The 12,980-nt window shown below is 69.5% G+C and carries 14 protein-coding genes; 9 read left to right on the top strand and 5 right to left on the bottom strand.

The features are described 5' to 3' along the window. Position 1 precedes the first annotated feature (1 nt). The 3 genes from AC507J_RS13815 (at position 2) to AC507J_RS13805 (ending at position 4,040) form a co-directional block, all read left to right on the top strand. Entirely contained in the window at positions 2-940 is a 939-nt protein-coding gene (locus AC507J_RS13815) for an ABC transporter permease (protein ID WP_496289539.1), read from the top strand. Continuing rightward, positions 937-1,872 carry a carbohydrate ABC transporter permease gene (locus tag AC507J_RS13810; protein WP_496289538.1) on the top strand — a complete coding sequence of 312 codons (936 nt, stop codon included), beginning with the start codon at positions 937-939 and terminating at the stop codon, positions 1,870-1,872. Before AC507J_RS13815 ends, AC507J_RS13810 begins: the two co-directional genes overlap by 4 nt. Before the next feature lie 86 nt (positions 1,873-1,958). After that, positions 1,959-4,040, top strand: a complete 2,082-nt coding sequence (locus AC507J_RS13805) for a putative phage tail protein (protein ID WP_496289537.1) — start codon at positions 1,959-1,961, stop codon at positions 4,038-4,040. A gap of 112 nt (positions 4,041-4,152) precedes the next feature. Here the strand turns inward: AC507J_RS13805 and AC507J_RS13800 are convergent, their stop codons facing one another. The 4 genes from AC507J_RS13800 to AC507J_RS13785 form a co-directional block, all read right to left on the bottom strand. Continuing rightward, a complete protein-coding gene (locus AC507J_RS13800) occupies positions 4,153-4,350 on the bottom strand; it encodes a BRCT domain-containing protein (RefSeq protein WP_496289536.1) in 198 nt (65 codons plus the stop codon). 55 nt (positions 4,351-4,405) lie between these two features. Next, on the bottom strand, positions 4,406-4,861 hold the full coding sequence (locus AC507J_RS13795) for a 3'-5' exonuclease (RefSeq protein ID WP_496289535.1): 456 nt from the start codon (positions 4,859-4,861) through the stop codon (positions 4,406-4,408). A 180-nt stretch (positions 4,862-5,041) separates the two neighbouring features. Next, positions 5,042-6,019, bottom strand: coding sequence for a patatin-like phospholipase family protein (locus AC507J_RS13790; protein ID WP_496289534.1), 978 nt, complete (start codon positions 6,017-6,019; stop codon positions 5,042-5,044). 76 nt (positions 6,020-6,095) lie between these two features. Then, positions 6,096-7,049 (bottom strand): alpha/beta hydrolase, encoded by a 954-nt coding sequence (locus AC507J_RS13785; RefSeq protein ID WP_496289533.1) that lies wholly within the window; start codon positions 7,047-7,049, stop codon positions 6,096-6,098. A 306-nt stretch (positions 7,050-7,355) separates the two neighbouring features. Between AC507J_RS13785 and AC507J_RS13780 the strand changes: the two genes are divergently transcribed. From AC507J_RS13780 to AC507J_RS13770, 3 genes are read left to right on the top strand one after another with little or no spacing between them, the layout of a single operon-like run. Beyond that, entirely contained in the window at positions 7,356-8,192 is an 837-nt protein-coding gene (locus AC507J_RS13780; RefSeq protein ID WP_496289532.1) for an NAD(P)-dependent oxidoreductase, read from the top strand. A 21-nt stretch (positions 8,193-8,213) separates the two neighbouring features. Further along, positions 8,214-8,714: a hypothetical protein gene (locus AC507J_RS13775; RefSeq protein WP_496289531.1), complete on the top strand. Its 501-nt coding sequence runs from the start codon at positions 8,214-8,216 to the stop codon at positions 8,712-8,714. Further along, on the top strand, positions 8,654-9,784 hold the full coding sequence (locus tag AC507J_RS13770) for a DUF4331 family protein (RefSeq protein WP_496289530.1): 1,131 nt from the start codon (positions 8,654-8,656) through the stop codon (positions 9,782-9,784). Before AC507J_RS13775 ends, AC507J_RS13770 begins: the two co-directional genes overlap by 61 nt. Before the next feature lie 18 nt (positions 9,785-9,802). Here the strand turns inward: AC507J_RS13770 and AC507J_RS13765 are convergent, their stop codons facing one another. Then, the gene (locus AC507J_RS13765; RefSeq protein ID WP_496289529.1) at positions 9,803-10,171 is read right to left on the bottom strand and encodes an MmyB family transcriptional regulator; all 369 of its coding nucleotides are present in this window, start codon (positions 10,169-10,171) and stop codon (positions 9,803-9,805) included. Between the two features lie 25 nt (positions 10,172-10,196). On the opposite strand from AC507J_RS13765, the gene AC507J_RS13760 reads away from it, so the two are divergent. From AC507J_RS13760 to AC507J_RS13750, 3 genes are read left to right on the top strand one after another with little or no spacing between them, the layout of a single operon-like run. Beyond that, the gene (locus AC507J_RS13760) at positions 10,197-11,114 is read left to right on the top strand and encodes an SDR family NAD(P)-dependent oxidoreductase (RefSeq protein WP_496289528.1); all 918 of its coding nucleotides are present in this window, start codon (positions 10,197-10,199) and stop codon (positions 11,112-11,114) included. 22 nt (positions 11,115-11,136) lie between these two features. Continuing rightward, on the top strand, positions 11,137-11,610 hold the full coding sequence (locus AC507J_RS13755; RefSeq protein ID WP_496289527.1) for an NAD(P)-binding domain-containing protein: 474 nt from the start codon (positions 11,137-11,139) through the stop codon (positions 11,608-11,610). After that, complete coding sequence (locus AC507J_RS13750; RefSeq protein ID WP_496289526.1) at positions 11,607-12,944, top strand: NAD(P)/FAD-dependent oxidoreductase; 1,338 nt, start codon at positions 11,607-11,609, stop codon at positions 12,942-12,944. The genes AC507J_RS13755 and AC507J_RS13750 overlap by 4 nt, the downstream gene beginning before the upstream one ends. The last annotated feature ends 36 nt before the right edge of the window (positions 12,945-12,980 follow it).

Below are 12,980 nucleotides of genomic sequence, written 5' to 3'. Positions count from 1 at the left end.
TATGGCTACCAGCGCGCCGGCCAAGCGCAACACCCGCTGGCAGCGTTTCAAGCGGGATCGCTTCCTGCTCCTGCTCGCGCTGCCCGGCGTCGCGCTGGTACTGCTGTTCCAGTACGTGCCGATGCTCGGCAACGTCATCGCGTTCAAGGACTACCAGCCGTATCTGACCATCTCCGAGTCACCCTGGGTCGGGTTCGCCAACTTCGAGGTGATCTTCAACGGGGACCCGGCGTTTCTCAACGCCCTGAAGAACACGCTGATCATCTCGTTCCTCCAGATCATCGTGGTGTTCCCGATCCCGATCGCGCTGGCCCTGCTGCTCAACAGCCTGCTCAGCGAGCGGATCAAACGCGTCGTGCAGTCGGTGCTCTACCTGCCGCACTTCATGTCCTGGGTGATCGTGGTTGCGCTCTTCCAGCACATGCTGGGCAACGCTGGCATCTACAACAACTGGGCCCGTCAACACGACCTGCCGCTGCTCAGCATCATCGGCGACCCGGAGCTGTTCTTCGCCCTGATCACCTCGCAGGCGATCTGGAAGGACGCCGGCTGGGGAACCATCATCTTCCTCGCCGCGATCTCCCGGGTCGACCTGGAACTGTTCGAGGCGGTCGCCGTCGACGGTGGCGGCCGGCTGCGCCAACTCTGGCACGTCACCCTGCCGGCGATCCGGTCGGTCATCGTACTGCTGCTCATCCTCAAACTCGGCGACGTGCTCACCGTCGGTTTCGAACAGATCGTGCTGCAACAGGGGCAGGTCGGCCTCGAAACGTCCGAAGTACTCGACACATACGTCTACAACCGCGGCATCGTCGGCGGCAACTGGGGCGTGTCGGCGGCGGTGGGGCTGGTCAAGGGCTTGGTTGGCGCGATTCTCGTGCTGGGCGCGAACAAGGTCGCGCACCTGTTCGGGGAAAGGGGGATCTACTCGAAATGGTGACCACTATCGATCGCCGGACGACGTCACCACGACCACCCGGTGGGCCCGGCCGCCGCCGCACCATCAACGGCGCACCCGTTCCCCACCCTGCGGTACGCGGCCTCAAAGGCATCGTGCTCCTCCTCTGCTGTGCCGTGGTGGTGCTGCCGTTCGTCGCCGTCATCTCCACCTCGTTCGCCGATCAGGAGCAGATCACCAACGCGGGTGGCTACGTGCTGTGGCCGACGAACCCGTCCTTCGACGCGTACGCGGCGATCTTCCGTGGTGGCGTGGTGACCCGGGCGACGCTGGTCTCGGTCGGCATCACGGTGGTCGGTTCGGCGCTGTCGGTGTCGGTGGTGGCGCTGCTGGCGTACTCGCTCTCCCGGCCCGGCAGCTGGGGACACCGGCCGATCCTGTTGCTGGTGCTCTTCACCATGCTGTTCAACGCCGGCATGATCCCGAACTACCTGCTGATGAAGGAACTCGGGCTGATCGACTCGTACTGGGCGCTGATCCTGCCCGGACTCACCTCCGCCTTCCAGGTGATCATCATGCGGGCCTTCTTCATGGAGGTACCCAGGGAGATCGTCGACGCGGCGCGGATCGACGGCGCGGGGGAACTGCAGATCCTCACCCGGATCATGTTGCCGCTGTCCAAAGCGGTGATCGCGGTCATCGCGCTGTTCAACGCGGTGGCCTACTGGAGCGCCTTCTTCAACGCGGTGCTCTACATCAACTCGACCGAGAAGTGGCCCCTACAACTGGTGCTGCGCACCTACGTCGTCGACAACACCCAGATCGGCACCGACCTGCCCGGCGAGGTCGTCCCGCCACAACAGTCGCTGCAGATGGCCATCCTGGTCGTCTCCCTGATCCCCATCTGCCTCGTCTACCCCCTGCTTCAGCGGCACTTCGCCAAGGGCGTCGTCATCGGCGCCGTGAAGGGCTGAGCCACCCCCCTCACCCCCACCCCTGGCCCGCGGCCGGCGCCGATCCGGCGTCGCGTCGCCGGCTGCCCGGAAACAGGAGAATCCCCATGGACGAAAGGTCCCCCGGCACCGTCCGGCGCCGCGCCCTGGCCACCTTCGGCCTGGCCGGCCTCGCCGCCAGCTCGCAGCTCGTACCCGGCACCGCCGTCGCATCCCCGGCGCGGCCGGGCCGGGCCTTCGCGGGCGCCAACGCCCGAGCCAGCGTCGCCGACCTGCGGAGCGCCGCCGGAACCAGCGACGGCGAGCAGGTCCAGTTGCTCGGCTACCACGCCGACCTGCCAGGCGTCGGCGGCGGGCCACTGTACTGGGACGCCGACGCCACCGAGGACGACAACGGCGGCACCGTCTTCGCCGTCACCGGGGTCACCACCGGCCGCTGGAAGCGTCCCCACGACACCCGGATCGACCTGGCCTGGTTCGGCTGGCGGGGCACCGGCACGGAGAACGACTCGCCGAAGGTGCAGGCCGCCGTCGGCGCGCTGCCGACCGGTGGCACCATCGCCGCCGGACCAGGCAAGGTACGCCTCGACGACACCATCGAGGTGGTCGGCGTGCCGATCGTGTTCCAGGGCGCCGGGGTGAGCGACAACGACGAATACTCCACGCAGTACGTGCTCGCCACCGGCGCCGAGGACGGATTCCGGCTGTCCGGGGTACGCGGCGGCGGCCTACGCGACCTCCAGGTACGCGGTGCTGGCCTGACCGGCGGCAGCATCCTGTCCACCAGCCGCAACGGCACCGACGGCAACTACATGCTGACGTTCACAAACGTCCGGTTCAAGGACGGCTACAACGGGTTGACGCTGCGCGCCTGCAACACGGTCCGGTTCGCCAACTGCGTCTGGAACGGCTTCAACGGTGAGCAGGTGATCCTGCTCAACGGGGTCAACAACGACTCACGCGCGGACCCGGTCGAGTTCGTCCAGTGCGGGATCGCCGCCGGCAGCGCCAACCCGGGCACCGACAACCTCGTCATCGACGGTCTCGGCGGCTCGATCAAGTTCCTTGCCACCGCGATCCTGTTCGGCCGAAACGGCATCTGGCTCAAGAACACGCCCGGCGCGTCGATCCCAAAGTTCCTCTACTTCGAGGGCGGCGGCTTCGAGAACGGCCACGGTGTGCCGGTACTGCTGGAGGCGGGCGCACAAGCCCAGTTCACCAACACCTACATCTCGGCTGACAACGAGGACGACAACGTCCGTATCAGCGCGGGCTTCACCGGTAGCGCCACCTTCAGCAACAGCATCATCCGAGGTTGCGGCCGTAACGGCCTGGACATCGCGTCAACCCGGATCACCGTCACCGGCTGCCTGATCGGCAACAACGGTCGTGCCGCACATCCAACCTTCGCCCGGACCATCACCGCCGCGGTCGACAACGGCTCCGGCAAGGTACGGCTCACCACAGCGACGGCCCATGGCTGGGAGACCGGGGACCGGATTTCGATCCAGGGGGTCTCCGGCGCCAACGGCACCCGGTCGATCGAGGTCGTCAACCCCACCACGTTCGACCTCCCCGATGTCGCGTACTCCGGTGGCTACTCCGGTGGCGGCACCGGCTACCGGTTCGGTGCGGGCATCAACATCCGCTCCACCGCCAGCCGGGTGGTGGTCGTCGGCAACGTCATCGGCCCGCTCGCCGATGGCATCTCCCGGCAGGACTACGGCATCGTCAACGCCGCCGCCGACGTGCTGATCAGCGACAACGACCTGAACGGCAACGCCGTCGGACCGTACCGGCTGACCGGTGTGTCGACCGGCCAGACCCGGATCACGGGCAACAAGGGGATCGAACAGATCGACGGATGGCTGACGGTGCGGATCGCCGGCCCGGTCGCCAACGGACTGCACGACTTCGGCAACCTGCTGTACCTCGACGCGCAGCGGATCCGGGTGGTTCGGGTGACCCGGGTGCTGGAGTCCGGCGGCTGCGACGTGCGCCTGGATGCCGACGGGGTGAGTGCCGGTGGCGCGGCCGTAGCGGCAAGCAGCACCGTACAGAGCACCAGCCTCAGCTCGCCGTATCTGGTCGACGCGGTCACCAGCCCGAAGCGGGTGCAGGCCCGGGTGCTGAACGCAACCGGTGCCGCCGGCCTGCTGGTGCAGTTCGGTTATCAGATCGTCAGCTAGCTACCGCTACCGCAGCACCGCGATCCCCAGCCCCTGGCCCTAGCAGCCAGCCTGACCCCCATCACAACTTCGTAGGTCGTCGCTACTTCCGGCCGCCGCCCGTCCAACCGGCTCAGCGCGTCCCAACCACGCTTCTATCGCCCGGCCAGTGGGCGGCATCGGGAGCCGCAAGGCCGATGAGCATCTGCTTGTAGGCGGTAGGATGCACGATCGGAATGCCGTACTGGCGGGCCTTCTTAGCCTTTCCGGACATGCTGTCCGGGTCGGCAGCAACAAGGAGCTGGGTCTTCTTCGTGACACGGTCTCCCACGCACAGACCGGCTGCTCTTGCCTCCTCCTCCCACTCCGACCGTTGAGGCCGCATCTCACCGGAGGTACCGCACGAGCAGTTGGCCGGCAGCTCGGGCATCATGCAGCGCGGAGTGCGCTCGGTGCGGCGGCAGTCCGGCCGCCCGGCAGCAGTCGTACAGACTTCGTCCGGCCGACGGCAGGAAATGCGACGCCAACCGCATCGTGCACAACCCGTCAACGGGGTCGATAGGCACCTGAAATCCCGCCCGCTTGTACTCAGTCCGCAGGAACGATGCGTCGAAGTGGAGGTTGTGCGCCACGAGAACACGACCGCGCAACAGCCCAGCGACATGCCCGGCGATCTGCTCGAACTTGGGCGCCCGCCGGGCCTCCGCAGCAGTGATGCCGTGAATGAGCTGCGGACCAAGATCCCGGTCCGGGTTGAGCGCGTACTTGAGCCGGGAGTCGACCTCCTTGCGGACCTGCGGGAAGTCGCCGGCGTCGGTCTGCTGGTCAAGGGCGAACCGCACCAGTTCGATGAGCAGAGACTTGCCCGCACCGGTTCCGCCAAGCAGGCAGTTAAGGTCGCGGGAGAACTGGAGTAGTCGTAGCCGGTGCTGCGGCTGATCGCGTTGTCCTGAATCAGCTGAGCCGTCCGGACGCCGTCGAGCAGCCACCGACCAGGAAGGCCGCAGCGTTGAAGAGGATGCTCATCGGCCGACCCCCGCAGCGGACAGCACCGGCGCCTCACCGGTCTCGATCGACGTCCGCGATGGCGGATCCTCCCGGTACAGGCCGGGTCCGCCGACGCGCAGCCGGTCGATGAAGCACGCCGCCGCGCGTTCGGCGGAACTGATCAGTCGCCGTGACTGGCCGAAGTCCCACGGGGCGGGCCACGCCTCCACACCGGTCGGCAGGACGACGGTCGGGATGTGCCCGGAGACCTCCTGCAGGTCGCGCTCGATCTGGTGGCGCAGGGACAGCAGTGCGGCCCGGATCGCGATCGATCCGGCCCGTCGGCGCGGTGCGGCCGGCCGCACCGGCTGGGTCTCCGCCCCGGTCGCCAGGACCACCACGCTGGCCGCCCCGGCCTGCCAGGCCGCCCGCACCGGGACGTAGGCCACGACCCCGCCGTCGACGAGCGTGCGGCCCTGCCGCGTCACCGGTGGCAGGAAGCCGGGAATGGCCGCGCTGGCCAGCAACGCGGACGGGAGGTCACCCCCGTCGAGCAGCGCCTGGGCGCCGGTGTCGAGGTCGGTGGCGACCGCGGTGAACGGCACCACCAGGTCGTCGATCCGGGTCGGCAGCCCGGCACGCGCGATCAGCCGGCGCAGTCCTCGATCGGCGAAGACGCTGGCCCGCGCCGGAAGGTAACCGACCGGGAAGACGTCGCGGCGACGCAGCGACGTCCACACCTCGGTCAGCCAGGGCGCCACCCGGTCGGGGTGGGCGGCCACGATCGCTCCGGTGAGGGCGCCCACCGACGTACCGATGATCAGATCTGGGCGGAATCCGCGGCGTTCCAGCGCGTGTCCGGCGCCCACGTGCGCCGCGCCGAGCACGCCACCGCCGCTCACCACCATGGCCACCGGGCGAGGCAGTGCGTCCAGGCCCGGAGGGTCCGCCGTCGCGGGCAGCCGGCTGGCGTATGCCGGTGAAACCCGTCCTCGGCGCTCGTCAACCGTCATGATCCACCTCTCACGATGATTGGAATGGTCCTGTCGTCCGGGGACCGGGAGGGCACCTCGGTCCCCGGACGACAGGTCAGGCCGTGGTGCCGAGCGCCTGCCGAAGGACGGCGATCGCCTGCGCCGTCGCGCCCCTCGCCGCGTGGGTGTCCTTCAGCGGGTTGAGCATCATGAAGTCGTGGCAGATGCCGTCATACCGGACGGTCGTGATCGGCACGCCTGCGGCGCGCAGCTTGGCCGCGTACGCCTCGCCCTCGTCACGCAGCACGTCGGCCTCGTCCACGCAGAGGTAGGCCGGGGGCAGTCCCCGCAGATCCTGCGGGGACGCGAGGTTCGGCGAGGCGGTGATCTCCGAGCGCACCGACGTGTCCGGAGCGTAGTTGTCCCAAAACCAGGCCATGCCCTTCGCCGTCAGGAACGGGCCGTCCTGAAACAGCTGGTACGACTCGGTGTCCTGCCGTGCGTCGGTCACCGGGTAGTACATCGACTGGTGCACGAAGCTCACGTCGCCGCGCCGCTTGGCCAGGATGGTGACCGCCGCGGTCATGTTGCCGCCGACCGAGTCACCGGCGATCGCCATCCGGGCGGCGTCAAGCCCCTCATCGGCGCCCTTCTCCGTCACCCACCGCGCCGCGGCGTAGACCTGCTCGATCGCCACCGGATAGTGCGCGTCGGGCGACGGGGTGTACTCGACGAACACCACCGCCGCGCCGACACCGGCGGAGATCTCCCGTACCAGGCGGTCGTGCGTACCGGCGTTGCCGAGCACCCAGCCGCCGCCGTGCACATACACCACCACGGGCAGGGTGCCGGTGCTGCCCCGCGGCCGGACGATCCGCACCCGGACGTCGCCCACGGCGGCGGGCACCGTCACCCACCTCTCATCCACCGCGGGCGCGTCGACCGGGCCCGCCTGAACGTCGTCGAGCACCTTGCGCGCCTCGACCGGGGTCAACTCGTACAGCAGCGGGGGCTTCGCCGTCTCCGCCGCGAATTCCTGAGCCGCGGGCTCCAGCACGATCTCCGCCATCACACATCCTCCAGGTTCGTCGTGGGCTGTGGTCGGCCACGCTAGGCACGAGCAGTGCCGACCCAGTGCGGTTCAAGTGCGTGAACACTTCCGCGGTCGTCGGCGCCGACGACCCGCTCGGCGTGGCCGAGGCCGAACGGCACTCGTGCGGCACTGGTCCGGCATCGCGTGAGCGCAGGGTGATCGTGCCGGTCCCGACTGCGCCGGGACCCACACCGACCAGACAGGAGACAGCCATGCGCATCACCACGCCGCCGATGGCCGGCGACGAGGCGACCGTCGTCCGCTGCGGAAGGGAGAGGTCCCGTGCTTGAGCTACGACCGGAGGTCGGTTGGATCGGCCTCGGTGACCAGGGCGCGCCGATGGCCCGCGCGGTCGCCGAAGCCGGCTATCCCCTGCACCTCTGGGCCCGCCGGGAAGCGTCGCTGACCGCCCTTGCCGGTCTCCCCTTCACCGCCCACGACACCGTCGCCGACCTGGGCGCGGTGTGTGACATCGTCGCGGTCTGCCTCGACGACGATCCGGACGTACGCGAGGTCGCCACGACCGGGGGGTTGCTGGCGTCCCTCGAACCCGGGGCGGTGTTCGTCAATCACGGCACCGGACTGCCGGCGTTCGCGGCCGAGCTGAGTGAGATCGCCTCGGCCCACCGGGTCGAGGTGCTCGACGCGCCGGTCAGCGGCGGACACGCCGCGGCGGTCGGGAAGCGGTTGACCATCACGGTCGGCGGGGACGCCGACGTGTTCACCTACGTACGTCCGCTCCTGCGCTCCTTCGCCACGACCGTCGCCCACCTCGGCGGTCCCGGGGCCGGCCAGCTCGGAAGGCTGCTGGACCACACGCTGCTGATGGCCAACCAGCAGAACCTCGCCGAGTTGTTCGAGGTCGCCGGACGACTCGGTGTCGACCTGCCCGCCCTGGTGGACGTCGTCCGCGCGGGCAACGGGTCCAGTGTCGCCCTCCAGTCGCTGGGCCGCACGGTCACCACGGAGAACGCCGAGCACCTCAGGCGGCTCCAACTCGTCGACGTCGACCTCCACCGTAGGGCCGTCGCCGGGCTCGGCGGCGGCGACGAGCTCACCAAGCGGGCGATAGCCGGCGCGGAGGCGCTGCCGGGCCTCGTTCGTCGCCTGGCGGGGTGACGGTCGGCGGCCGGGCAGCGGGTGCTGCGCGACGATGGCGAGGCCTACGCGACCAAGCTACGCGCCGCCGGCGTACCGATCCCCGCCGTCCGCTACGACGGCACCTGTCACGACTTCATCCCGGTGGAGCTGTTCCGGTTCCAGGTCGGACGGTCGGCTCCGCGGGCCGCCCACGAGGTACCCGGCGCCTCCCATGCCATCGCCACGTCCCAGCCGCCCCCCGCGGTCACGTCGACCATCCTCGAGGCCGTCGCCTGCAGCGCCCAGCTGAGAGGCCAGCTCCAGTGTATGCCCGTCGCCGGTCTCCGGCCGCGGGCACGCACTGCTGTGGGTCGGCTGGGCCAAGCTGATTCCGGTGGCAGTCTGGTCGGCGGCACCCTCTCCGGCCCGTGGGGCGGAGCCGGCCACGTACACCAGCGCCCTGACGTCCTTGTCGCCGGCCCGCGGCGCGGAAGTGCCGCGTGTGGGCCGTGGACCGTCACCGCTCCGTCAGTGAACGCGCACTGGCGCTTCCTACCGTGATGACGGGTACAGGTTCTGCCTCTCGGGGCTTCGACAGGAATGGGATGCACATGTCACATCACCTCGACTCAATGGCAGCTCGACGGGATCCTCGGCTCAACATCACCGATCAATACGTCTTCGACGACCGGGACGCGACCGCCTTCGTGGTGAACACGCGGACGTCGCTGGCCGGGGACGCGGCGACGGGCTTTCACGACGAGGCGCGCTACGAGATCCGGATTCACCTGGACGGTTCACCGGTGGAGAATCTGGCGTTCCGCTTCGTCTTCGACACCGGCGGCGTGGACGACCAGACGTTTCGTGTGTTCCGGCTGGAGGGGGACGACGCGGCTGACGACGGCGCCGTGGGAGTGGAGATCGCCCGGTGCCGCACAGGGCAGCAGAACATGGGCGCCGGTGGTGTGCGGGTGTGGGCCGGCCGGGCCGCCGAGACCTTCTACCTGGACCTCGGTCAACTCGCGGCGGTTGATCAACTCACGATCCATGGCAAGGACGCACAGATCACCGGCTTCCTACCCGGCACGGCGACCAACACGTTTGCGGGCTCCACGGTGCAGAGCATCGTGCTGCGGGTTCCGCACCACGATTCGCACCTGTTCGACGACCGGATGATCCGGGTGTGGAGCACGACCCGACTCGCCACCGACGCGGGTGGTTGGCGGCAGACGAGCCGGGCCGGCATGCCGATGATCTGGCCCCTGTTCCGTGACGCCGACAGTGAAGCGGCCAGCGCCGCGAACGAAACCCATCCTGCGAACGACTGGGCGAACTACTCCTCATCGATACGGGGTCAGGTCGCCGCGGCCGTCCGGCGGCTTGGCACCACCGCCCGTCCGGAGGCCTATGCCCTCGACGTCGTGCGACGCATCCTGCCCGACACCCTTCCCTACCAGGTCGGCACGCCCGCGGTGTTCGGGTTCACCGACATCAACGGTCGCGGGCTCGGCGACAACGCGCCGGAGGTGATGTTCTCGCTGGTCACCAATTCGGCAGTGGGCACCGGTCTACCGGCCGGACTGACCGAGGACGTCCGCAGCGCCACGTTCCCGTACGTGGTCCCGGGGTGAGGCGCGCAGGTCGCAGGGTCATGCCTCAGTGTCGGCGACGCGGGTCAGAGCTCGGAGGGCCGCCGCGGAATCACTGCCCGGTTCGACGGCCACCAGAGCTCGCAGGCTGGCCACCACGTTCGACACCACGGTCTCGTTCAATGGGTACGCCGACGGGGCCGTCGGATCGAGGAAGATCGCCCGCAACACGTTGGACGCCGGTCGTGCTCCGGGAGGCCCACGTCCGCCGGGCCGATCAGCTCCCGTCGGGCGCGCAGATATTCGCCGAGCCGGCCGGCCTTGGTCACCCGGGTCATCGTAGACGCCACTTCTATGCCTGGTCCTCGCACTATCACGAAAAGCGGAACTCCGGCTGGCTGGCGGGCGGTCCGGCACTGTGGTGAACATCAGCAGTCAACACCTGAGGAGCGACATGACGCAGCGAATCGATACCCCGTTCGGCTTTGCCTCGACCGCCGCCGAGGTCGTCGAGGGGGTGGACCTCACCGGCCGGCGTGCGCTCGTCACCGGTGGTGCGGCGGGAATCGGCATCGAAACCGCCCGGGCCCTGGCGGGCGCCGGCGCGGAGGTCGTGCTGGCCGTACGGCGGCCCGCCGCCGGTGCGCAGGCCGCCGCCGACATCACCGGCAGCACCGGCAACGCCGGGGTGACCGTCCGTGAGCTGGACCTGGCCGACCAGGATTCTGTACGCCGGTTCGTGGCCGGATGGAACCAGCCGCTGCATGTCCTGGTCAACAACGCCGGGATCATGGCGCTGCCCGAACTGGAACGCAGCCCGCAGGGCTGGGAGATGCAGTTCGCCACGAACTTCATGGGGCATTTCGCCCTGACCGTCGGATTGCACGACGCGTTGGCCGCCGCGCGGGGCGCCCGCGTGGTGTCGGTAGCCTCCACCGGACACCTGTTCTGCCCGGTGGTCTTCGACGACCTGCACTACCTGTTCCGGCCCTACGACCCGCTGACCGCGTACGCCCAGTCGAAGACCGCGAACGTCCTGCTGGCGGTGGCCGCGACGCGCCGCTGGGCGGACGAGGGCATCTACGCCAACGCGTTGAACCCGGGCGCGATCGCCACCGGCCTGCAGAAGCATACCGGCGGGTTGCGGACACCGCCGGAGCGGCGTAAGACGCCGCAGCAGGGCGCCGCCACCTCGGTGCTGCTGGCTGCGTCACCGCTGCTCGACCGCGTCGGCGGCCGGTACTTCGACGACTGCGCCGAGGCGCCGGTGGTCACCGAGCGCCTCGCCGACCACCGGGGCGTGGCGGACTACGCGCTCGATCCGGGAAACGCCGATCGGCTGTGGGACGTGGCGCTGAGGCTGGTCGGCTGAACCGCCCCTCACGAAAGGGGGGATGACAATGACGAACGTGGGATTTATCGGGCTCGGTGACCAGGGCGCGCCGATGGCCCGGGCCGTTGCCGACGGCGGGTACGAGCTGCACGTGTGGGTCCGCCGTCCGGCGTCGCTGACCGCCCTGGAGGGCACGTCGTACACCGCGCACGACAGCGTCGCGAGTCTGGCCTCGGCAGTGGACGTCCTGCTGCTCTGCCTACGCGACGACGATGACATCGCCGACCTGCTCGACGTGGACGTCCCCGCGCTGATCCGCGCCATCTCGACCAGCAGCGGCGCGAGCTTCGTACTGGGCGCCTTGGAGTCCGAGACCACGCCCGAGGTCGCTCCGCATCTGCAGGGCCTGATGGGCAAGGACATCGAGCACTTCGCCGCAGCGGTACGGAAGCACGGAATCGACCCGGGTGAGCTGTACGCACGAGGTGGTGGGTGGTCCGCCCACCACCCGCCGTCGGAGGAGGAAACAGGATGACGGGCAAGGCGAGGCACCGGGTAGTGATCGTCGGCGCCGGGTTCGGCGGGTTGTACGCCGCTCGGGCCCTGAAGCGGGCACCGGTCGACGTGACGCTGATCAACAGCACCAACCACCACATCTTCGAGCCGCTGATCTATCAGGTGGCCGCGGGCATCCTCTCCCCCGGCGAGGTGGCGGTGTCCGTGCGGGAGGCGGTCAGGCGCCAGAAGAACCTCAGCTTCGTCCTCGGCACGGTGACGGACCTGGACCCACGTGGCCGCACGGTCACCGCACGGGCGGGTGACGACGCCTCGGCCCATGTTCTGCCCTACGACACGCTGATCGTCGCCGCGGGTACCACCCAGTCGTACTTCGGTCACGACGAGTTCGCCCCGTACGCGCCCGGCCTCAAGAGCATCGACGACGCGCTGGAAATTCGTGGGCGAGTCTTCGGCGCCTTCGAGATGGCCGAACTCGCCGCCGACGCCGCCGAGCGGGAGCACTGGCTCACCTTCGCGGTGGTGGGCGGCGGGCCCACCGGCGTGGAGATGGCAGGCCAGATCGCCGAGATCGCCCACCGCGTCCTACCGGGCCAGTACCGCCGCGTCGATCCCCGGCAGGCCCGGATCGTCCTGCTCGACGCCGTCGACCGCGTCCTGCCGGCGTTCGATCCGCGGCTGTCGGCCAAGGCCGAGCGCCGCCTGCGCGCTATCGGAGTGGATGTCCGCCTCGGCGCGCGGGTGGTCGGCCTCGACGCGCTCCACGTCGCGTACGAGACGGCGGACGGTATGCGGTCACTGGACGCCATGACCAAGATCTGGGCCGCCGGCGTGTCCGGAACCGGCCTGGCCGCGCGCCTCGCCGCGGCCACCGGCGCCCCGACCGACCGGGTCGGTCGGATCCTCGTCGAGCCGGACCTCACGGTGCCCGGGCATCCCGAGATCTTCGTGCTGGGCGAGGCCATGAGCCTGGACCACCTACCCGGCGTCGCCCAGGTCGCCATCCAGGGCGGCCGGTACGCGGGACGCCGGATCGCCCAGCGCCTGACCGGCGCCGGTGCGCGTGCCGGGAAGCCGTTCGCCTACTTCGACAAGGGCAACCTGGCCGCGGTGTCCCGCTTCTTCGCGATCGCTGACCTCGGCCGCGTCCGGCTGGCTGGCGTCACCGGGTGGCTGATCTGGCACGGCGTGCACGTCTGGTACCTGTACGGCCTGCGCAACAAGACGACCGTGCTGCTGCGTTGGGCGGTCAGTTTCCTGGGCCGATCCCGCTCGGAGGCTGTGATCACCGCGCAACAGGTTGCCGCCCGCGACGCCCTGCGGCAGCGGGCGAGAGCCCGAGAACGCGCCTGAGCCCGGCTGCGGGCGGTCGACACTCGGACGGCACTG

Source organism: Micromonospora sp. PRAS1 (assembly GCF_059553435.1).
Note: the sequence above shows the minus strand (reverse complement) of the source record. Positions and strands in the feature narration are given on the sequence as shown.